General features: G+C 48.8%; 19 protein-coding genes and 1 pseudogene. 8 read left to right on the forward strand and 12 right to left on the reverse strand.

Annotation, left to right across the window (positions count from 1 at the left end):
- Nucleotides 1-51 precede the first annotated feature (51 nt).
- A complete protein-coding gene (locus C3432_RS11510; RefSeq protein WP_103776720.1) occupies nt 52-1,023 on the reverse strand; it encodes a helix-turn-helix transcriptional regulator in 972 nt (323 codons plus the stop codon).
- Between the two features lie 183 nt (nt 1,024-1,206).
- Here C3432_RS11510 and C3432_RS11515 point away from each other — a divergent pair.
- Nucleotides 1,207-2,034 (forward strand): annotated as a pseudogene (locus C3432_RS11515) (class I SAM-dependent methyltransferase); the annotation flags it as partial.
- Nucleotides 2,035-2,082: 48 nt separating this feature from the next.
- On the opposite strand, the gene C3432_RS11520 reads toward C3432_RS11515, so the two are convergent.
- Both C3432_RS11520 and C3432_RS11525 read right to left on the reverse strand, forming a co-directional pair.
- Nucleotides 2,083-3,381: an anaerobic C4-dicarboxylate transporter gene (locus C3432_RS11520; RefSeq protein ID WP_103776722.1), complete on the reverse strand. Its 1,299-nt coding sequence runs from the start codon at nt 3,379-3,381 to the stop codon at nt 2,083-2,085.
- A 143-nt stretch (nt 3,382-3,524) separates the two neighbouring features.
- The gene (locus C3432_RS11525; protein WP_219816722.1) at nt 3,525-4,961 is read right to left on the reverse strand and encodes an aspartate ammonia-lyase; all 1,437 of its coding nucleotides are present in this window, start codon (nt 4,959-4,961) and stop codon (nt 3,525-3,527) included.
- Between the two features lie 153 nt (nt 4,962-5,114).
- Here C3432_RS11525 and C3432_RS11530 point away from each other — a divergent pair, with 153 nt between their 5' ends.
- Nucleotides 5,115-6,023: a LysR family transcriptional regulator gene (locus C3432_RS11530; protein WP_146050858.1), complete on the forward strand. Its 909-nt coding sequence runs from the start codon at nt 5,115-5,117 to the stop codon at nt 6,021-6,023.
- 155 nt (nt 6,024-6,178) lie between these two features.
- Here the strand turns inward: C3432_RS11530 and C3432_RS11535 are convergent, their stop codons facing one another.
- The 9 genes from C3432_RS11535 to C3432_RS11575 form a co-directional block, all read right to left on the reverse strand.
- Nucleotides 6,179-7,657 (reverse strand): EAL domain-containing protein, encoded by a 1,479-nt coding sequence (locus C3432_RS11535; RefSeq protein WP_103776724.1) that lies wholly within the window; start codon nt 7,655-7,657, stop codon nt 6,179-6,181.
- 207 nt (nt 7,658-7,864) lie between these two features.
- The gene (locus C3432_RS11540) at nt 7,865-8,560 is read right to left on the reverse strand and encodes a fimbrial protein (protein ID WP_103776725.1); all 696 of its coding nucleotides are present in this window, start codon (nt 8,558-8,560) and stop codon (nt 7,865-7,867) included.
- Nucleotides 8,557-10,164, reverse strand: coding sequence for a fimbrial protein (locus C3432_RS11545; protein ID WP_103776726.1), 1,608 nt, complete (start codon nt 10,162-10,164; stop codon nt 8,557-8,559). Before C3432_RS11545 ends, C3432_RS11540 begins: the two co-directional genes overlap by 4 nt.
- A gap of 10 nt (nt 10,165-10,174) precedes the next feature.
- Entirely contained in the window at nt 10,175-12,667 is a 2,493-nt protein-coding gene (locus C3432_RS11550; RefSeq protein WP_103776964.1) for a TcfC E-set like domain-containing protein, read from the reverse strand.
- A gap of 57 nt (nt 12,668-12,724) precedes the next feature.
- Complete coding sequence (locus tag C3432_RS11555) at nt 12,725-13,402, reverse strand: EcpB family pilus assembly chaperone (RefSeq protein WP_103776727.1); 678 nt, start codon at nt 13,400-13,402, stop codon at nt 12,725-12,727.
- A 57-nt stretch (nt 13,403-13,459) separates the two neighbouring features.
- Nucleotides 13,460-14,041: a common pilus major fimbrillin subunit EcpA gene (gene ecpA / locus C3432_RS11560; protein ID WP_103776728.1), complete on the reverse strand. Its 582-nt coding sequence runs from the start codon at nt 14,039-14,041 to the stop codon at nt 13,460-13,462.
- A 618-nt stretch (nt 14,042-14,659) separates the two neighbouring features.
- Entirely contained in the window at nt 14,660-15,379 is a 720-nt protein-coding gene (locus tag C3432_RS11565) for a Crp/Fnr family transcriptional regulator (RefSeq protein ID WP_103776729.1), read from the reverse strand.
- Between the two features lie 457 nt (nt 15,380-15,836).
- Nucleotides 15,837-15,968, reverse strand: a complete 132-nt coding sequence (locus C3432_RS27960) for a hypothetical protein (protein ID WP_258041600.1) — start codon at nt 15,966-15,968, stop codon at nt 15,837-15,839.
- Between the two features lie 530 nt (nt 15,969-16,498).
- The gene (locus C3432_RS11575; protein ID WP_103776965.1) at nt 16,499-17,509 is read right to left on the reverse strand and encodes an alpha/beta hydrolase; all 1,011 of its coding nucleotides are present in this window, start codon (nt 17,507-17,509) and stop codon (nt 16,499-16,501) included.
- Between the two features lie 274 nt (nt 17,510-17,783).
- Here C3432_RS11575 and C3432_RS11580 point away from each other — a divergent pair, with 274 nt between their 5' ends.
- The 6 genes from C3432_RS11580 (at nt 17,784) to C3432_RS11605 (ending at nt 22,677) form a co-directional block, all read left to right on the forward strand.
- Nucleotides 17,784-18,464, forward strand: a complete 681-nt coding sequence (locus tag C3432_RS11580) for a heavy metal response regulator transcription factor (RefSeq protein ID WP_103776731.1) — start codon at nt 17,784-17,786, stop codon at nt 18,462-18,464.
- Nucleotides 18,465-18,478: 14 nt separating this feature from the next.
- Entirely contained in the window at nt 18,479-19,948 is a 1,470-nt protein-coding gene (locus C3432_RS11585; protein ID WP_103776732.1) for a heavy metal sensor histidine kinase, read from the forward strand.
- A gap of 107 nt (nt 19,949-20,055) precedes the next feature.
- Nucleotides 20,056-20,667 (forward strand): flavodoxin, encoded by a 612-nt coding sequence (locus C3432_RS11590; protein ID WP_181012913.1) that lies wholly within the window; start codon nt 20,056-20,058, stop codon nt 20,665-20,667.
- Between the two features lie 9 nt (nt 20,668-20,676).
- The gene (locus C3432_RS11595) at nt 20,677-21,369 is read left to right on the forward strand and encodes a DUF4405 domain-containing protein (protein ID WP_258041601.1); all 693 of its coding nucleotides are present in this window, start codon (nt 20,677-20,679) and stop codon (nt 21,367-21,369) included.
- Nucleotides 21,370-21,473: 104 nt separating this feature from the next.
- Nucleotides 21,474-21,953: a (R)-mandelonitrile lyase gene (locus tag C3432_RS11600; protein WP_103776734.1), complete on the forward strand. Its 480-nt coding sequence runs from the start codon at nt 21,474-21,476 to the stop codon at nt 21,951-21,953.
- On the forward strand, nt 21,931-22,677 hold the full coding sequence (locus C3432_RS11605; RefSeq protein WP_103776735.1) for a carboxymuconolactone decarboxylase family protein: 747 nt from the start codon (nt 21,931-21,933) through the stop codon (nt 22,675-22,677). Before C3432_RS11600 ends, C3432_RS11605 begins: the two co-directional genes overlap by 23 nt.
- The last annotated feature ends 11 nt before the right edge of the window (nt 22,678-22,688 follow it).

Here is a 22,688-nt window from a genome sequence, read left to right on the forward strand (position 1 = left end):
TGCGTAATGCCAAATTGTTAGCCAGGGCTTCGCGCAATACGAAAAAATGGATTAGCAAAGTTTGTGGACATCGCCCGGTGGAAAACCGTAACGACGTCGAAACGCGGTTGAAAAGTTGGTGGCATGCTGGTAGCCCGACATCCAGGCGGCCTGCTGAACGCTATACCCTGCCAGGAGATAGCTGCGCGCACGTTCCAGACGGCAATCCCGGAGATAGTCAAAAACCGAACACCCATATGCCGCACGAAATTTACTGCGCAAACTGCTGGGGCTCATCGCCGCCCGCTGGGCCAGCTCGTTCAGGGTATGGTTCTTTTCCGGTTCCTGCTCCAGCAGACAGCGGATGCGTTCCAGCCGCTGCTGCTCGCCGCCGAGCCTTTTTCCGCTCTCAACCTGACAGACGCTCAGACCGTGGCCGAACAGTTGCAGAATCAGTCCCTCCAGCATGAGCTGACGGGAGACGCTGCTCAGCGTCCCCTGTCGGGCGTACTGTAAGCCACTGAGCAAAAAGCCCGGCACCTGCCAGATAAGCGTCGGGGTCTGACATCGCTCCCATTCCCGCATCAGCGACGCCAGCAGGCCGTCACGCCAGGCGCCGTCGGAATACAGCCCCAGCGACAGCGTGCGCAATTTGCAGTCTGCGTGATGGCTGGCACACATCGTCTGACGCTCGCTAAGCCGGGAGCTGAATGCCATGCCGGAACGTACCACGTGCTTCTGCCCGTTCAGCGTCAGCACCACGCAGCCTTCCAGCACCACCAGCATATATAAGGGACTGCTGTGGCGGGAGGTCGTTTCATAGGGTTGCAGAACCTGAACGTCGGAATGGGTTACGCACATGCCGCAGGGGAGCGTCATCTCTTCGACCTCCCCCTGCAAAACGGGGCTGGAGTGTGGAAAATCCGGCTTTTGCATCAGCATTGGAAAGCGGTAATCAATGCCATAACGCTCGCCGAAATCCATAAACTCACTCACGGAAAAGATCTTACTGCTGGATTCATTGTGGGCGGTGATGTTGTTCATGCCGTCTTCTGTGCGCCAGGGGGGATGAATTCAGTCTGCAACATTATCATTGCCGACGGGTGGCGACAATAAAGATGAGAATCATTATCACCAAAATAGCATCGCGTGTTGATTAGTACACATATTTTATTCACCAGGCTAATGATAGATTCAGCATTGTTGGAAATTCACTAAGGAGAGAAGATGGATATCCGCGATCTCATCATGGTCAGCCCTTCAGCTGGCATGTCAGACCTGGAGAGCAAAATTCCCTGGGATGATGAAGCATTCAGCCAACGTATGCTTGAGAACCATTTGTCGCAGGATCACGACTGGGCCAGCCGCAAACTCGCGATCATTGAGGATCAGGTGGCATGGATAGCACAGCAGCTCCCTACGGGTGCACAGCTCCTCGATCTGGGCTGCGGCCCCGGCTTTTACACCCAGCGGCTGACACAACGTGGTTTTCACTGTACGGGCGTTGATTTTTCTCCGGCATCGATTAGGTGGGCCAGGGAACAGGCGCAGCAGAATGGCCTGGAGATTGACTACCGATGCGAGGACGTCCGTCAGTTCACCCCCGATCAAACTTTTGATTTCATCATAATGACCTTTGGTGAACTGAATGTGTTCAGCGCAGACGATGCCCAAACGCTGCTCAGCCGCTGCGCGCAGTGGCTGAAGCCCGAAGGAAAACTGCTTATTGAAGTGCATACTTTTGAGGAAGTAAAACGCCAGGGCATGGCGGAAGGCTCCTGGCAGCGCTGTCCGCAAGGGTTGTTCCTTGCTGACCCCCACTTGTTGTTAATCGAAAATCGTTGGGATGAGAAAACACAAATCAGCGCAACCACATTCTGGGCGGTAAAAACCGACGGTAACGTAACGCGTTTTGGTAGTCAGATGCACGCCTGGCGGGATGAAGAGTATCAACAACTGCTGATGCAATGCGGATTTTTGCCTCCCACCAGAGTGGCTGGCGACGACTGGCCAGTGAGCGAGACTTTTGCCGGAAAGCTGTTTGCCTTGCAGGCGACCGTCCGATAATGCGGGGGAGCGTGGCTCCCCCGTTTCCCGCCCGCACTACAATATGATCCTTGCCAGTAAAAAACCAAAAGGCACCGAGCAGATAATTGACAGGCATCCGGGTAAAAAGAACGGATGATTGACGATCCTCGAGCCGTTCCAGCGACGACTCAGGAATGAACCGGTATCATCGGTGGCAATCGCAAATGCCGTCGTTGGGTAGATATTGGTGATATAGAGCGCGCTTACCGCCACAAAACTGGCTAATATCGCATCCGGACCGATCCCGATGGATGCCGCAATGGGCATAAGCAGCGCGCTTGTCGCCCCCTGACTGAACAGCATTGCGCTGGTGCAAAAGAAGACCGCCGCCAGCAGCATCGGCCAGGTACGCAAAACATCGCTGGCGCCTGTTTTAATCTCCTCAATATGAGCGCCAATAAGCGTACTGCTCAGCCAGACAATACCTAATACCACGACCAGGGATTCTGCGCCGGATTTAAATAAGGGGGAATTTTTAACCTCCTTCATATCCACCTTGCAGGCGAAAATAATGATAGTAGAGACAACAAACATCGTAATGATAATTAAGTCGCGAGAGTTAATCGCATGTCCAATTATGGGTTTAAAAAGAAGCATACAAACAACAAACAGCACGCCGAGCAGGAACAGGATAACTGAAGATTTTGCGCCGGGAGCAACGACGCGCTCAGTGTGTTTATTAATGACGATTTTATTCTCCTGCATGATTTTCTGACAAACAGGATCATCGGCCAGTTTTATTCCTTGTCGGCTGGCAATAAAAGCGGCAATCAACATTGCAAACAATGCAGTGGGGAAAACCACCAACATGGCATCGCCAAAGCTCACACCCATCACTTCCACGGTACCGTACATAATCGCCGTTGCGGCTGAGATGGGCGAGGCGGTAATCCCCAACTGAGATGCCACAACCGCAGAACTCAGCGGCTGGCTGGGCCTGATGCCGTTATCCTTCGCCACCTCCTGAATGACATTCATCACCGACATCGCGGTATAACCGGTACCGGATAAAACCGTTAAGATAAAGGTGACGGCAGGAGCGAGAATATTAAGATAACCGGGATGATGACGTAATAACTTTTCTGTGAGAATAACTAAATAATCCATTCCCCCGGCCAGTTGCATCACGGATAAAGCAAGAATCGTTGACAGGATAATCAGCATGACATCAACAGGGGGAGAACCTGCCGGTACGCCAAGAATAAATACAGCAATTGCTAAGCCAATTCCTCCGGCAAACCCTACGCCCATTCCACCCCATCTTGCGGCCAGCATGATGGTGCCAAGTAATAAAATGACATGTAATATCACCATATATTCACCCTACTCTAAGTAGCCTGGAGTACCAGGCGCTACGTTATCGTATTTATATTTATCAACAGCGAGGAGGCAAGGTAATGAATATATAGTCAATATTCATTACCTGCATTTAAAGCCTGTTTTGTTAGAGAAAATAATTACTGCGCATCCATTTCTTTTTTATAGCGCTTAATGGCTGCCGTACTTTTTTGTGGGTCAGTCATCACCAGCGGATCGAGCAGATAATCTGCCTGCGCTGGCGTCAGTAATTTTTCCGCCAGAACAACCTGCCTGACGCTGCACTGTTGTTCATAAGCCGCTTTTGCAATCCGCGATCCAACCTGATAGCCAAACAGGGTCGCCACTATCGTCGCCAGTGCGGTACTCTGCTCTGCGTAGCGAGCGCTCACCGCTTCGTTGATAGTGATATCTGCCAGACACTTATCAATAAATAATGGAATTACCCGGCTCAATAGCGAGCAAGATTCAAAGAGGGCCTTCAGCAGCACCGGTTCCCAAACGTTCAGATCAAGCTCTGCGCCCTCAACGGCCATCGTGACAGTGAGATCGTTACCGATCACCTGATACGCAATTTGATTGACCAGCTCCGGCATAACCGGGTTAATTTTTCCTGGCATAATAGACGAGCCAGGCTGTACGGCTGGCACAATAATTTCATTGAACCCCGCCCGCGGTCCCGACCCTTGTATACGGAAATCGGTCGCCATTTTAGAAAGAAAAGCGGCGATTTTTTTAAGCTGTGCAGAGAACTCAATATAAAAATCACCGTGTTGCAAACCATCAAAGAAATCGGCTTCCGGGCGATATTTTTCTCCGGTAATCATTTCCAGCCACGAATACACCGCCGGGAGATACCCCTCATGGGTTGATAAACCGGTGCCGATCGCCGTCGCGCCCAGCGGCAAAGACAGAGCATCCTCATTCACCTGCGTCAGATTCTCTTTAAGTCTCCTGACCTGCGTACAGTAGGCGCCAAACTGCTGGCCAAAAGTCATCGGTACCGCATCCTGCAGACAGGTTCGGCCTAATTTTACTTTGCTGGCAAACTGCCGGCTTTTCTCTGCCAGTACCGCTTCCAGCTTTTCTAATTGAACAATCAGATGGTTAATATTTTTCCGACTGGTCATTTTCATGGCTGCCGGAATCACATCATTTGTGGATTGCCCCATGTTGACGTGCGTATTCGGATGAATCGCTTCGTAGCCTCGCACGCCGGTAAGGATCTCATTGGCGCGATTTGCCAGCACCTCATTCATATTCATATTTGTGGAGGTACCGCCGCCGCCCTGAAAAATATCAACAGGAAAATGCGCATCAAACGCCCCTGCCATCACTTCCCTCGAAGCCTCAACAATGACCGCGGCTTTCTCCTGGTCCAGTGCGCCGATTTGTCCATTCGCCTGCGCTGCCGCCTGTTTAATCGCGGCAATGGACCATAAGAAATGGGGAATGTCGACTGCTGTCCTGCCCGATACCGAAAAATTTAACACCGCCCGCTGGGTTTGAATGCCGTAGTACGCATCATCGGGCACCATTAAACATCCTAATAGATCCTTTTCTTCACGCATTGCCATCTCTCTTTCTGCATGTGGGTGTATAACCACCTTAATTTGCTGGCAGAACAGATAATTTGACGTTGCTCAAATAAAAAAAACCATTGAGAATATAAATACTCACTATTAAAAAATGTAATAATCGGGGCGGATGTGAAGGAAATTAACTTCGATTTGAGACAGTTACAGGCCTTTCTGGCGGTGATCGAAACCGGATCGTTCACGGCTGCGGCGAAGAAACTTAACCTGACGCAATCCTCCGTCTCCCAGCAGATTGCGAACCTGGAAAATAGCTTAAATACGGACTTACTTAACCGCGCCCAGCGCCCGGTTCAAATGACGATCGCCGGGCAGGCTCTTTATCCGCTGGCAAAAAAAATTATCGATAGCGGTATCTACTTGCAGGAGCATATCAGCGCGGTCAGTCATGGAAGTATTTCTCGTTTGAAAATTGGCTTTGTCGACTCTATCAGCAAAACGATTGGTCTGGATATTTTGAAATTCCTGCAACCGCAGGTGCAACATATTTATCAGATCACCGGAACCGCCTCAGGTCTGTTAACCGCCTTAAATACCGGAGGCATTAACCTTGCCATTACCATGATGCATACGGAGATGCCGCCGAATGTCAGAATGTATCCGCTGATTGAAGAGGCGTTTTTATGCGTTTGCCCCAAAACGTGGCCCGAAACCCGGCTGGAAGATCTGTGTAAAAATCGACACTACATTGCCTACACCAGCAATACGCCAACGGGCATACAAACGCTTAACTGGCTTAAATGGAATAACCTTTCGCCTGCCGTGCAGTTTGAAATGGACAACGCAGACGATATTTTAAAGCTTATCGCCAGTGGCTATGGCTGGACCCTGACGACCCCGCTGTTTATCACCACGATCCCTGACTTTTCACAAACGCTGAAAATCATCAGGATCAACAACCGAAAAGAGAGACGGAAGATCGTTTTATTATGCAAAGATGACGAACTCTCTGACTTCTACAAAAATCTGGCAACGGAAATCCGCACAATACTGGAAAGCAAACTGGAAGACAGTTTTTACTCTCAGCTCAAAGATGAGGTGTAGCGCCAGGGTTTAGACGTGCCACGGACTGCGCGTCTTGCCCAGAGTATGCCGGTAGGTCACATAAGCAGGGCTTTTATACGTAAGGCATAAAAACCCTGCTTAAACAAAACGAATATTCCAGCAATAATGTCTTGCGAATTAAGCAGATAACATCTTCAGCGTGGCTTTTTTTTGTCATCAGATGGCAACGTTTTTTTTCCCGAATCGGTAAAAGATTTAACGGAATTTTCAAGCTGCTTGTGATACCGGACAAAGTCGCCGAATGCCACAGGCGGTAAAAAATAATACCCTTGCAGGTAATCGATATTATTTTCCTCCAGCCAGCGCTGCTGGAATTCATATTCAACCCCTTCAGCCACCGTCCGCAGTTCTAAAATCCCGGCAAGATGTACAATCGATTCAAGCATAGGAATACGCTGCCCGGCCTCCTTGATGCTTTTAATAAAGGTTTTATCAATTTTTATCAAATCCAGCTCCAGTTCGTTGAGATGGCAAAGATTAGCATAACCCGTACCAAAATCATCAAGCGCAAACAGAACGCCACGATTGCGTAGCGAACGAATAAGTTCTTTAATGGCAGGTGTAATATTCAACGTCTGGCTTTCTGTTATTTCTATCATCAGTCGAATGGGGAGTTTTTGTGTTACCTCCATAAAATGGAGACACTCCCAGTAAAACACAGGGTTACTTAACGTGGCGGGACTGATATTGAAAGAAATAAACAAATTTTTATCTGTAAAATATTCCGACGCCACCAGGCTTTGCGCCACCCTGTTCATTAAATAGCTCGTCAACTCATTGATTAAACCACTTTTTTCTGCCAATGGAATAAACTCGCGCTGAGAAATGGCATAGTTGTGCCCCTGCGGCCAGCGGGCTAAAATCTCAACACCATAAACGTCTCCGGCTGTATTAACGATAGGCTGATAATACGGAATTATTTCATCATTCCGTATTGCCATACTCAAGCGACTGCTATCTGAAGCATCATATATATCATCATAAATGATATGCTTCCCTGAGTTACGATTCATCGAATAGCTGTCATTCAGCAAGTTATTTCTGGTTAAAAAAATAATCACTTCGTTGAAATGAGAGAATCCGAACCTGGCCGTAATTTTATCGCGATATCGATAAAGGGATTTGACTGTTACCGAATTGGCTTTACAAAATTCCTGTAATCCCTCTTTCGTAAAAGAAGCATAGAGCATCTCCTCTTCAAAATCAGTCAAACGAAAATTGAACACTGAGGAGCCCTTCGCTGTCTGTATAGCGTGAGCGGGTGCCAACAGCGTTGCTTTTAGCTGAGACATCACCTCTCCCGCTAATAAATTCCCGTTTATAAACGCATACTCTTCATATCCCCGATTAATACATTTACTTTCACTCAATTGAATTACCACACAGTTCATATTAATAAACTGTGAGCTGTTCCTCTGAAGCCATTTACTGACCAATAACAATGGCAGACGATTATCGATTATTAGCAGGCAAGATTCATATTTTGGAATAAGCGTCTGCGTATCTGAAATATATGTTCTGGCATCAGCTAACACCAGATTTGGAAGCTCAAATTTCATCCCTGAGAAAAGATAGATGTCATAACTGAGCAGAAAAACCTTTTTCGTATTCATAGTTATCACCCGGTTGAATTTATAGCATAGCAGATCCCTCGCTTATGTACGAGAGTATAGACAATACCTTCAGACTTTACATTTATAAGACAATTCGTGACTTAATTTTCTTGCTGAGCAACATCCCCAGCCGCAGAATTTATTGAAGATTGTCCAGCAACAGGCTTTATGTCTCATCGTGACATATCAGATAAAATTCAATGCCCGTTACGGGTTACGTTTAAAGCATCCCTCTCCCACCGGTATGTATTTCTGTAAAGCTACGATAAATTTTTTATTCTTTGTTTTTAACTCGCTACTGCGCCAGGTTTCCCCTGGTAATACATAACGCATCGTGGCCTCGTCATCCGTTGAGTGGCAACCTTGATGTACAATGATTTTGAAAAAGGTATTTCCCGTATTTTTCAGGACGCCGTTTTTCTCATCAATTGTGTAGTCCAGCTTCACTTTTCCTGGCCGAACGACCAGGATAGTGTCAATTGCGATAACCGGAACAGCCTCGCTGCCTTTCCCCTGGCTACGTTCGGTGAATAGCGTTACCGGCATCTCACGGAACAGGATCCGGTAATAGCGCTCCTTTCCATCCTGCGGGCCACGGTAAAAAATCTTAAAAAACTCACTGGCCCCTGGAGCCAGTGAGAAATTCAGGGGTGTAAACAGCAGTTCCCCTTCGGCAATCGCACTCCGGTTTTCCCCCCCAGGCCCTGGTTTATCAATTTTTACCGCGGCGATACTGTACACATTCTGCTTATGACTATCGTTATAGATTCGTTTGCTAATAAACGCCTTATCTGACGGCATTTCATAAATTGTCGACTCCAGGTAGACCGCGTGCGCAGAGAGTGCGATCGGCCCCGGCAGCAGGGTAAAAACACATCTCAGCACAAAACGTCGGAAGTTCATGGCGTCACTCCCACCCAGTTCGCCGTCACTTTAATCTCTCCGCTGGCGCTGACGACGCCTTCCCAGTCCGCCCCCGAAACAGTCAGCATCGAACGTGAGTCATTCATCGGGAAAAGCAGCTTCAAATCCGTCGTATAGAAGCTTCCATCATCGTTGTTATTTGCGTCCCAGGGGGTCTGTTGCCACAGCGCGTCGCTCATGTTGATTGCCGCTTCATTACAGCTATTTCGTTTCTGCGCCACCCCACCCGACTGACGGTTATACTGAAGAAAGGCAGGCACAGGAACGGACAGCCCGCCCTGCACAGAGGTAAACAAACAGTAAGGGACGCCGTTTATCATCGTACTGTCCCCAATAACTTGCGCAGTGATGCTATCGGCCTGACGCGGCCCCGAGACGGTGACGGTATAATCCATCTCTATTGGTTCGGCGTCGCCGATCGTGCCGCTCCCGCTCGCGGAAGTATGGTTATCTGAAGAGACAATGCTAATCCCATACTCTTTCGGCACAATATTGAGCTGTAGCGAAGGCGTAAATTGGTAATATCCCGACTCAGGCGTTACGCTATTCGTAAAGGCAAAGGTAAAAGGTTGGCTATTAGTGATACTGACACCGTTGTCCACCATTGCCTTCAGAAAAACTTTGGAAAGGAAAATATAGATATATTCGCCCCCACTACTAAAAACATTATAATAAATCGATGTTGAACCAAAATTAGTCCAGGACTGTCCGTCACCAGAATATTTAATTGTCGAGGCGCCGGGGGTAAAACCAAGCATTGCGCTATCAGCATACATGCGGATACGGAGAGAACTGGTCAGGTTGCTGGTTTGATTAAAATCATATGAAACCATTTTGCAGATGACGCCATCGTCCCGGCCGACAACACCCAATTCGCAATAACCGCTGTCTCTGACAATGCTGGGTGTACCATCACTGGCAACCCACAGTTCCTGAAAGGCATTAGTCGAAACTAACGATAAATGACCTATTTTGTTTAAAGTGTAGGGTCTGATATACCAGTTACCGCTGTTCTGGTCTTTGCAACGCTGTCCAGCCGCATAATCATAGTTAACCGTTGTCCGGCAATAATTGAGATTGTAAGTCTCTGAGCCTCCTACGGTCATATTGCGAAAATATTCATATGCTGAGTCGGTCAGCGATGCAAAACCATAATGCCCGCCGGCAATCCCCGCCCCGGTAGCTTTGGTATGATAGAAACCCCATTGATCGGTCAGATCCGCAGCAATATAACCGGAGGCAGGGCAATTAGAACCCGTGGTACAACGAATACCGCGGAATGGTTCATTGATCGGTGAATTATCAATCCATATATCCTTGTAATATGAGGTGCCGCCTGTCCAGCCAACAATACCGATATATCCAAGGCTATCCTGACTGTTTCCATATTTCACCCAGGTGTTCGAACCACTGAAGCGAGGATCGAGAGATGAAGGCGTAATAAAGTATTCATTATCAACGTTGTTTTCAATAAACAAAAACTTGTTGTTCACCGCCGCCTGGGTAGATGCCGAGAGTGCCCAGGCAGATGGAGATAACGTGACGAAAACACATCCAAGAATAAGAGAAAGTGATTTATTCATTATTCATACCTTACCGTTGTGCCATTGTGGTTTGCGTGGCACATTTCACATCCCCGACCCACGCCGCGCCGCGCGCATTCTCCAGATCGAGATCCGCCTCGCACACGCTGCCATTGGCTGAAATTAGCGTAATAACCGGATATTTTTTATCAATATCAATGGCAAATTCGCCTTTCTCATCCGTACGCGTTTTGCCGATATGGTTATGAATATCGGTATTCGACGCCAGTTGCCCGTCGGGATAGCGGATGCGGCCAAACACAGTCACCATACTTTTCACTTCCGGATTAACCACCCCGACGTTACCCGGATAAAGCGTCAGCTCCTGCTTGCGCCCTGAGACAATATCGAAGCTGTCTTCAGAATTTTTATCATTGAGTATTTCCAGCTTGTACTGCGCATACGGCGGCAATGCGATGAAATTCGATTTTCCGCTCAGCAGGTAGTTGCGGTTATTAATTTTTGCCGCCAGTTTTCCCTCGCCCATTAAATCCGTTTTCACAATGATGCCTGACCGCTGCCTCTCTTTGCTCAGACCGAAGTCTTTACCTGCCCATGCCAGGGAGCCTTGTGAAGAGAAGTTCATATTGGTCGAGTTATCTGCTGAACGCGTCACCGATACGGTTCCGGCGTTATATTTTGTGTCATAACTCAGATTACCGTTTACCGAATAGTTATTGTCGTAATGTTGCTCACCGCTCAGACGCGTTGACGCCGATAACCCAACCGATTTAATGGGGCCTTCGGCATACTGTTTACGCGCACTGACATTGCCCTGGGTGCTGCCATAGCGATCCCGGGAAACCCCCAGACTCAGCCAGGAAGCCAGCGGCAAGGAAAAATCCAGGCTGACATAGCGTTCCTGTTGGCCATCGTCATTACGGTTGCTGTAGTAATAACGCTGGATCCCTGCACGCAGCCCCACCGTGGCGTATCTGCCTGACCAGAGCGTCGTACTGTAGTCCAGGTTACGGTATTTATTGCCCGAATAGCGATTCTCCGTCTGGCTGACGGTGAGCGAGCCGCCATGGGGAATAAACTTGCCGAGGTTAAGGGTTCCACCAATGGAATAGTTGTCACGTTCCTGAACAGGTAGCCGGTTGCCAATTTTACTGTCTTCGCGTGACGCCCAAAGAGAGCCAAACCCTCCGGGTACGTTGAGGTTCACGTTACTGATATTTCGCCATGACGAATCGCTCGCCACCAGCGTCTGATTGCCGACGCTGATATATTCATTCACATTGAGCGTGACATCCGTTTCATTGACCGTATTGTTGCCAAAACCGTAGATCGTCGATTTAAGACTTAGCCCCGATAGCACGGCCAGCGTCACCGACGCGGCGCCCCCGGCAATCCAGGTCTGCTCACTGCCTGAATCCTGATAGTGGTTACGCTTATAGCTCACCCGATCGTAATCCAGTGAGCCACCAAAAAACTGCCAGGACAGCTGATGAAGCCCGGCGGCCTGCTGACGGGCAAAGATTTTATTAATCCGGCTGATACGACTATTTATCGTCCGGCCATTGACCACGATATCGACGGTGACGTCATAGACGCCATACGGGAAGCGGCTGGTATCAATTTCGTAGCTGCCCATGTTGAAATTCTGTACGCTGAGCAAACGCCCATCGCGAAAGACATGAACTTCCCCTGCCGCCGGTAAAAATACGGTAACTGGCGTGAGTGAAAGGGCGGTATTTTCAACAACCGTACTCCCTTTGTTGCCATAGCTCACACCATATATTTTGCCGCCGTTCAGGGCATTCAGGCTGGCAACAGACTGGACATTCCAGGTGTCAAGCATCCCCAGCGCCAGTCGATAACCTTCATAATCGCGCTCATACATCGCACGATAAAGTTTGCTGGAGCCATTGCTGTCGCCAATGCCGTAAAAGGAACCGTTGATATTAAAGTGATGTTCACGTAACGATGTGGTGTTATCCAGCGTCAGGTAACTGCGGGTGCTGCTGCCATTGCGATAATCGTTGTAGTAGGTTCCAAAATTGTAGTTGAGTACGTTAGATAGCGTCCCAACGCTGGAAGGCCCCAGCAGGCTGCTACGGGCAACAATCGCTTCGGTTAATGCATCCTTACTGACAATCATCTCCAGGTGAAATGAGGAGACATTGAGTTGCAGACGCGCATCGTCAGACAGATCGATATAAGTATTATTCTGGAATTTAACATCACGAATCTTTTCCACCATGGAGCGGGTCTTTTCTGATAACACCGCATTATTGGGTAATTCGGCAAGCACCAGAGATTTAACGGTAATCGCGCCATCGACAAGTGAAATCACCGCATCCGCAATCTTTTGCTGACTTTTCTCGTCGGTTTCATTGTAACGAATATATACCGGAACCGTCATTCCCTGCTCCAGTGAACGAGCAAACGCGCCGGGAATAACATAATTACCTATTTTTACTGGAGCGGCACAGGTAAACCCCGACGTTAGCGCCAGAGAAACACAAATGCTACCGCTTAAAAGATATTTCGTTGTCATATGCATCCTTACATTCCGGTATTTTTATTATCCCGTTCTGATGGTTGCTAATGACCATCAGTTCACTGTAATAAACTGCTTTCCATGCCAAATACCAATACGTGAACGACTATTACTCATGTCGGTAAACTGCAGTTTTATTTTCTTACCCGGCATAATGTAATAACGTTCGCGACAGCCTTGCCCCCGTTCGCGATCCTTGTCTTTACATGCGCCATAAGCGATAACGCGGAATGACACATTCCCGGTGTTAGCGATAACATCGCCATTTCGGGTGTAGTCAAAACGCTCTTTTCGCGGGGCTACCACCAGAATGGTGCCTATTTCTGCGGATGCTGTCGCCACCGCCATTTTATTAGCCCGGGTTTCCGCATTCTCAGTAACCGGTTCGTCTATCCATTGCAGACGATAATATCGTTCGACATCATCCTCTGGCCCTTTATAAAAGAAGCGGAAGACATCTTTCGCCTGCCCGGGAAGAATAAGGTTGGCTGGCGTAGAAAGTAATTCGCCGGAATTAACAGGCTTTATTTCAATACCATCAGCTAACGGAGATGATAATTGTTTTACCGAAACGCTGACATAGCGCGCCGAATCCGTCGTATTCGTAATTTCTTTCGATAATGAACTCTCAGTGGAAGTCATTATCGACGTGATATCACCAACATTAATTGCCCGCCCGGAAAAAGATATTACTAATCCTACCAACATGGCTGCCGGTAAATATTTTTTCATGACATTATTCCTGATAAATTCGGGAGAGCGGGTCTCCCGAATTTTTATTCATTACGCTTACGGTGTTGTCCAGGTTGCGTTGAACTGCACCTTCACATCGCCAGACCAGTAACCATCCGGCAGCGCAGAGTAATCGCTTACCGGCGTAGTGCCGTCCGAGGTTGCAGACGCGATAGTGAATTTGAAGCTGGACTGGTCGCTGACGCGCTCAGTACCGTTGTACGCGCCATCAGCCATCAGGCTTTCCAGACCAGAAGTCGAACTGGCGTTCACCAGCACGGTTTCCGTGGCGTTAGACAGCGCGGTACCATTCCATGCAACGCCAACGTTCAGCGTGGAGTCGTCACCGCTGACGTTGGTCAGGGTATTGCTAACAATCTGAGCCGTCAGTTCAAAATCAGTCGCCGTATCCTGGCCCTGAATAGTGACATCAAATGCGCCGTCCTGGGAATTGAAGCCGTTCAGACCTTCCGCATACTGGAAAGTCAAAGAGTTCAGCGGGGTAACAACCAGCATACTGGTGGTGTCTTTGGTTGCCGTCGCATCCCATGAGGCTGTAGCCGAAGCAGCGACATCAGCCATAGCATTCGCTGCGGCAAATACAGAAGCCAGAGAGGCCACTAATAATAATTTTTTCATTTTTCTTCTCCTAAGAACAAACTCACCACCGGGTCTTATTAAATAAGTCACACCAGCGGTTCCATTAATTGCGAGCGTAAATTGCCGCGCCGCAAGAGTATCTTTTGAAATAAGTAACATCTCAACAAACGATGAAACGAAAAAAATAAAAAAAACCAGGAATTTTCCTTCACCTGCCGTCACATAAGATATTTCTATAAGTTACATTCACTGAGGAAACCATCAATCGCAGAATTATTTACTATGCAGATGCAAAATATCAATTAATTTATCTTTTTTATGTTTTTGATAATTATCAAAAAGTTGCCACAAAAAAGACCCTATAAAAATCATTATAAAACAACAAGATAACCAGGCCATTTATAAACACCACATAATGCTTATTATTTGTTACAAATATGATAAATTTTATTTGGCGAGGGAAATATCTTAATGAAATGAAGGTGATTGAGGAATATTCTTATATTGGTCCGGCAGAATTATCCCGTCGGACATCCCGTGATAATAATTACACGCCCAACCACCAGGATTTTTTCGCAAAAATAGAATATTCCTGGTTTTTTGGTAAGTAAACGGAATATCCCTGATTTTCTGTAAATAAAAAGAGAATGAAGAGAATTAAATTAAGCTTTTCAGCCCAAGATAACTGTTCAGGGTTACGGTGCGAACACGATGGAGAGTAATCAGATTTTGTTGTTCGAGAGATTTTAACGAGCGGCTCACCGTTTCAATTTTCAGATCGAGATAGCTGGCAATCTCTTCGCGGGAACAGGGCAGCCGAAAGGTCGTTTCTGGCCTGCCAATTCGCAAATGCATTTCATAGAACTCCACCAGAAAAGCGGCAATCCTGGCTTCAGCATTTTTCTTCGCGTAACGCCGCATTTTTTCAACAATAAACCCATTATCCCTACAGAGAAATTTTATGACTGCCACAGCAACGGAAACGTCTTGTTCTGCCGCTTCAAATAACCGGGCGATATCGATATGACAAATCTCTGCGGCGGTTGAGGCCTTGATGGTCGTGAGATATTTCCGCCCTTCGATGGCATCCAGCGCCATGATATCGCCCGGAACATAGAAACGACTGACAAAAGCATTTTCCGCATACTCCACGCTGGCCGTACAGTATCCCTCATGAATCACAAATATCTTATCTGCCGGTTCATCCTGTCTGGCGATTATCTCACCTGTTTTAAACCGCCTTCTCTTGTCTATCAACCGGTGCTGATTATCACGATCGATAACCGATCCCCTTGGGCAGAGTGAACAGTGACGTGGAGGAAACGGGTTGCCGAGTGGCACGACAGGGATGCTCAGTTTATGAATATCCGATTTCACGCAACAATCCCTCATAAAATAAAAATGATTCTAAAGGATCTCACCACGGGAACAATACGGAAGCCAAAGACCTGGAATTTTCACATTGAGTGGGAAAAAATCTGTGATACGTGCTCTTCCTCTGACTGAAGGCCGCCAGCGCGCCTGACGCGTTATCAGCAGCGCCGGGTCGACCATCAGGGATATCATTAGGATGAGTTGCAAAGAGATCCTCGACGGGATCCCGGCACGGGGCTTCGTATTATCGATCTTTGTACGCGGAATTCACTCGCTTATTTAAGCGTTAATAAAATCTGTTCGTACAAATCGTTAAGTATTTCATTCGGTTCTTTTGATTTGAAATCCATAATCGTTTGCGTCAGATTTTGGTTATTCACATAGCCATAAGTGTCCTGAGCGTGATGATGCAGGATGTTATAAAGTGCAGAACTGAGTACGAATCTTTCCGGTATGGTGTTCATTGCTCCGTATTCCTTGCTGAGTCGATCACTTGATTATTATCATGACTGAAGTCCTTCACCCATCGTTGCGAATAAATGAAGGCAATCAACATGATGATGGTAATGAGATAGCCTTTCAGCGTCATCATAACGACACTCCATTACAGAACTGTTTTCTGCAATTAAATAGCCTGACAATAATAAACAACGTTATTGATTTACACATTGAGTGTAGATGCCGCCTCAGAATCTGTACATGCAAAGTTGTACAAAAAGATAAAAAAACGAATACTCGAACTTAACACAATGATTATTAACCTTATTTATTGTACACATATGCTATTTCCCTCTTTGATATATGGCCATCTCCCTTTAAGCTATACAGTGCAAAGGTCGCTGCTGCTCCTTTCGTGTCACGATGGTTCGCCTGGGGTAATGAGCTGAATGATGGCGGCATTTACGGCAGCCAGCGCCTTGTAAAAAACCGCTACATAACACCCTCTGAGTAGATCTATGAATTTCATTCATAACATCTATTTAATGTGCGTAATTATCTTTAGCGCCAACTTCGTTAATCTGGGCGTATCGCGTTAATCAGTACACGGTAAATGGCTGCTGGCGGGACGTATGACGGCCAGCCTGTCACTGTCAGGCTGACCGGGGATTTGTCGGATACGGATTAAATATTCTTATCGAAAAAGACGTCCAGCTTTTGCATTGCCTGGTCAACGTAGCGAGGGACCCAATAGGTTTCAATATGGGTCGCACCGTCGATCAGGAACAGTTCTTTATCTTTCGTACCGGTGGCCAGCCTGAAGGCACTTTCGGTCATGTAAAGCGAATCCGCTTTAGTACCGGCCATCATTAACAGCGGTTGATTGATGAGATCCATATTGCTTTGCGCATCGAAGCGCATCAAATCCAGCAGACTGCTGGTGGTATAGCGGAACGTTGAGTTCGGATGGGCATGGGTTTTCCAGTAATACTCATACCCCTGACGGTAAAGATCGAACGGCAGCCTGGCGATTTGTTCGTCTGTCAGGTTGGCGTCACCGGAATAGCTGACCTCACCCGTGGCGACTTCTTTGGCGCGCGCATCGCTTGCCAGTTTCAGACGCTCCTGGAGGGTAGCGAGCTGTGAGTCCTGGTAACCATTGCGGCGCACAAGGCCGGAGTCGAACATGCTCAGCGTCGCCAGCGCCTTAAAGCGCTTATCCGTCTGGGCGGCTTTTAAGGAATAACCGCCGCCACCACAGATACCCAGCAGGCCGATGCGGGCGGTATCAACCCCCGGGTACTGGCTGATGTAGTCAGCCATACCGTGGATATCTTCAATACGGTTAGCCGGGATATCAACGCTACGAGGCATACCCCCGCTGGCCCCCTGATAAGCCGCATCGGCAGTAATCGTGATGTAACCCTGACCGGCGAGGCGCTGGGCGTACAACCCGGCGACCTGCTCTTTCACACCACCGTTAGGATGTGCGACCACAATAGCAGGGTATTTTTTGGCGGGATCGTAGTCTGCAGGCGTATAGACATTTGCGGCAATCTGAATGCCATGCAGATCGTATTTCACCGGATGGATGTTGACCTTGCCTTTGACGTTCTCAGTGATGGCACCGTCGTAGACAAGAGTAAACGGATTCTTTTTGTAATCCGCCGCATTGACTGAGGTAATGCCGGCCATCGCCGTAAGCAATATTGCACTTAATAATTTGAATTTCATGGTATCTCCCGATGAGTAACAGCCCGTCCTTGCAGGTTTGCGATATCAAACAGGCAGGCTCAGATTAGGGAGAGAGGGCTGTCAGCATCGTGACCGGCACATAACATTTTTGTCAGCTATGTCGCCTGCACATTTCTGACAGAAATGTCAGCGCGCTGTCAGCCAGATGTCGGCGGTGAACGTGTACCATCGCCCTGCCGTCGCGGGTAATAAAGAGAAGCCAAAGGAGAACAGGATGAGATTGCTTTTAGTCGAGGATGAAGAAAAAACGTCAACCTACCTCAGTCGTGCGCTGGGTGAGTCCGGGTTTACGGTAGATGTCTCTGCAAATGGCGCCGAAGGTCTTCATTACGCGCTGGAATTCGACTACGACGCGATCGTTCTTGATGTGATGCTGCCGGGAATGGATGGCTACCGGGTACTCGAGGGCGTGCGGGCCAGCAAACAAACCCCTGTGCTGATGTTATCTGCGCGGGGATCGGTTGACGAGCGCGTCAAAGGGCTTCGTCTTGGCGCGGATGACTACCTCCCCAAACCCTTCTCTCTTATTGAGCTGGTGGCGCGTATCCAGGCGCTGGTGCGTCGTCGGTCAACGGATGGCGCTGATATCACGCAGCTGCAAATTCACGATCTGCATCTCGATCTGCTGGCCCGACGGGTATTTCGTGGCGGAACGCGACTGGAACTGACCGCGAAAGAGTTTTCTCTGTTGAGCCTGCTTGCCCGTCACCAGGGAGAAATTCTGTCAAAGATGATGATTGCCGAGCAGATCTGGGACATGAATTTTGACAGCGATGCCAACGTGGTGGAAGTCGCCATTAAACGTCTGCGAGCCAAAATAGATGCCCCGTTCGATATTAAATTACTTCATACCGTACGCGGTATGGGGTACGTCCTCGAAGTCAGATCTGCATAATTGAAGGGGTAAGTATGCTGAAGCGCTCCATCTCCGTCCATCTGGCCCTGATGTTTGCATTATCCGCCCTTCTGATTGTTTCCGTTATCGGCATCCTGCTAAGAAGTTCGTTGCACGATTCACTGCAAAAACAGATGCACAACGAGCTGCTGTTCCGGGAATCATTGATGAGTCCGTGGATCACCGCACGCACTTCAGTTGACGGCTGGTCAACGCTGGCAAACAAATTTACCGTTTTGACCAATTCCGAAGGCGAGCGCGTTCGCTACTGGATAGTGAGCGATAACCCGCAATTTAGCATGGGGGGACCGCTGCCAATGGGTGTTCAGTGGTCTTCATTACGGGAAGGTTTTAATAAAATGCCCGGCGCAGCGGAAGGGGCATGTTCACTGTTCCTGTTAGTGAATACGATCCCCGCAAACGGTGAAAGACCGGCGTTACGCTTTGTGGTTGCCATCGACTCCACGCCGTATATGGGTACCCTCGAGGCATTCACTCGCACGTTACTGATTATTGCCGCACTGGGCATATTGATCGTCGCACTGCTGGGATACGTCGTCTCAAAAATCGGTCTGCGTCCAGTGGGGACGCTCAGCAAGCAGGCACAACAGCTCGCCCCAGGGGATCACGGTCAACGCCTGGATACCAACGCCTTACCCGAAGAATTGCAGCAGTTAGCCTCATCGTTTAACGGTGTGCTGGCACGCCAGGAGGTTGCCTGGCGACAGCTTGAAAGTTTTAACGCCGATGTTGCCCATGAGCTTCGCACACCGCTGACCAACCTGATTGGTCAGACGCAGCTGGGGCTATCGCGCCGACGTTCGCATGATGAGCTGGAAGAGTTACTGGGTTCAAATCTCGAAGAACTTGAGCGTATGACCTCGATCGTGAACGACATGCTTTTTCTGTCCCATGCTCATGCGGGGGAACATGCTTCCCAGCTTACGCAGGTTTCCCTGCGCGAAGAAACCCTGAAAACAGCGGAGTATGTTGAACCCTCTTTTGCGGAAAAACAGCTTTCGCTGGATGTGGAGGGCGATGTGACCGCGCACATTGACCGGCGGTTATTCCACCGCTCGCTGGCTAATTTACTGGAAAACAGCGCAAGGCATTCCCCCTCTGAAAGTACGGTTACCGTTCGCTTAAGCGAAAACAATAATCACGCCTGCGTTGCAGTTTCGAATCGAGGAGAGCCTATTGAGCCGGGGCATTTACATCGGCTTTTTGAACGTTTTTACCGCGCTGACGCCTCCAGAGCCAGGAGTGATACCCATCACGGGTTGGGGCTATCAATCGTACGCGCCGTCGCCATTATGCACCGGGGCGACGTCTTTGCGCGGAGTGAGAACGGTATCAATACATTTGGGCTGACGTTTGCGAAACAGCCTGCCATTGAGCGAACGGAGCGGCTGAATTCAGAGATTAAGGCGGGAAGTCCATTCCCTGCGCTCACTGACGAAATTGTCAGAAAGTCGTCAGTCTGATGACAGGTTACCTGCGCCAGAATGGGTTAAGACCAACCATGGCTGATTGAGGGAATGAAACAGTGAGAATAAAAACAGTAATTAGCGGATTTCTGGCGATAATTGTCATGGGTTTTACGGGGTCGACAGCTTTCGCATCCGATAGCACAGCCGCGCAGTCCCGCACGCTGATTATCTATTTCTCGCAGCCAGAGGAAATGAAGCCTGATGCCGTGGATGGTTTTTCCGGGGCCAGCGTATTACAAAAAAATACCCCTGAGACCGGCAGCACTCAGTATATTGCGCAGTTACTTCAGCAGCAGACTCAGGGCGATCTGTTCCGCATTGAAACAACAACCCCCTACCCCCGCCAGCATGATGCCTTGCTGCGCGCCGCCGAAAAGGAACAGCAAACAAAAGCCAGACCGTCGCTAACAACGCCGCTTCCTGACCTTAACCATTACGATACCATTTACGTCGGTTATCCCATCTGGTGGTATACCATGCCAATGGTGATCTATACCCTCTTTGAACAAAATGACTTTGCCGGAAAAACGGTCATTCCCTTTACCACGCATGGTGGTAGTCGGCTGGCGGATTCTCTGCGAGAAATTGCACGTATGCAGCCTCAGGCAAAATTAGTAACTCGCGCACTGACAATATCGCGTAATGATATTTCAAACCCTGACGTGCCGGCACAAGTTGAGCAGTGGGTTAAACAAGTGCATCCACAGCATTAATCAACCGACATGAAAAAAATCTATCTTTTTCAGGTGATGCTGGATGCGTTGATGGCTTTATTACTGCTGGTATTGATGGGTTTTCACCTCCACGGCGAAATCATCCATGAATGGGCAGGGATAACCTTTGCCCTGCTGATTATGCTGCATTTATATCTGAACAGACGCCGATTATGGTCGCTGCCGTCAACGCTGCCCGTGGGGATGTTATTGATTAACAGAACCGTTAATGCCGTGACCTTAATGGTTATTCTGACAGCCATTGTTTCTGGGATGATGCTCTCCCGTCATATTTTTCTGAATCTCCCCTTCCACACTCCGGATACCTGGGTCAGAAAAGCGCATATGACGGCAGTCCACTGGGGAATGCTCATACTGGCCATTCATATCGGTTTGCACTGGAAGATGCTTGCGACATTTTTCCGTCGCATCATGCATATTTCTGATCATTCGCGCTTCGCGAACCTGATTATGCCGGGGCTTTTTTCAATCGTGGCTCTACAGGGAGCGTACGGATTACTGAATCGGGACTATCTCTCATATTTACTGATGGCAGTGGATTTCTCCTTTTTTGATTACGATGAGTCGACAGCACTTTTTTACTTACGTTACCTGTCCATTATTATTTTATTTTCATTAGCCACGCGTTTTTTGCTGTGGTGGTTTATTTTCAGAACACGCCGCCCCGGAGCATCACAATAACAACTCACTGACAAAATTGTCAGGATGCCGTCAGCCTGACGACATGACTCCCTCGTTAAAATCATTGCAGGCTATTCCCTCCAACAACGAAAAGGACGCTTTGTATGACTCGATATTTACGCTACCTCGGACTGTTACTTCCCCTCTTTACGTTTTCATCCTGGGCTGCGGAACAAAATACCGCAGTGCATATTGCCCCTGCAGGAAGTCAGAACGCGGTAAATGGGCCAGCGGAGAATTTTACCGGACGCGTGCGGGTTGATCCTCTCTTCACACCGGATAACAACATCAATGTTTCCGGGGCTTACGTCACCTTTGAGCCAGGGGCTCGCTCCGCCTGGCATACGCATCCGGCAGGGCAGCGGCTGATTGTGACCTCCGGCGTAGGGCTTACGCAGCAGGAAGGCCAGCCGGTACAGACCATTCGTCCTGGTGATGTCGTCTCTTGTCCTCCTGGCGTCAAACACTGGCATGGCGCTGCGCCAGGTAGCGCCATGACGCATCTGGCAATAACCGGGAATGTGGATGGCAAAAACGTTGACTGGATGGAGAAGGTGACAGATGAACAATACCACGCCCATTAAGGCATTAACGGTTGCGGCACTGCTGACCCTGGGTTGTAGTCTCACGGCACAGGCTGCGCCGGTCACGCAAGGATCGACAGAAATGACTACACAAACCGTTTCAGATACGCTGTCTGCTCAACAGCAGGCCATCCCTTTGATTGCGGCATCCATGGCAAGCAGCCAGATGGATAAGCTGAACGCCGCGCTGAATCAGGGTCTGGACGCCGGGCTTACGATAAGCGAAGCCAAAGAAATACTCGTGCAGCTCTATGCATATACAGGCTTCCCCCGTAGCCTGAATGCGCTTAATGAACTGATGAAAGTCGTCGACGCGCGTAAACAGCGCGGCATCAAAGACGTTGAGGGTAAAGAGCCCGTTGCCCCAATACCCACCGGGGATGAACTTCGTCGTGTCGGCACCGCAAACCAGACTAAAATCTCAGGAGCGCCCGTCCAGGGGCCACTTTTTGATTTTGCCCCTGTCATTAATCAGTTCCTGCAAACGCATCTGTTCGGTGACATTTTTGCCCGCGACAACCTCGACTGGCAAAGCCGCGAGCTGGCGACGGTCGGCGCATTAGCGGCCACGCCGGGCGTGGAAGCGCAACTGTTATCGCATACACGCGCAAGCATACGGGTCGGCCTGACGGCGGCACAACTGCGCCAGCTGGCTGGGGTTCTGCGTGAACATGGTGAAAATGATGCCGCCATGCGGGTTGAACGGGCGCTGGCAAGTCAATAGAGGAGTCCGGT

The organism is Citrobacter amalonaticus (assembly GCF_002918555.1).
GTDB classification, from domain to species: domain Bacteria; phylum Pseudomonadota; class Gammaproteobacteria; order Enterobacterales; family Enterobacteriaceae; genus Citrobacter_C; species Citrobacter_C amalonaticus_A.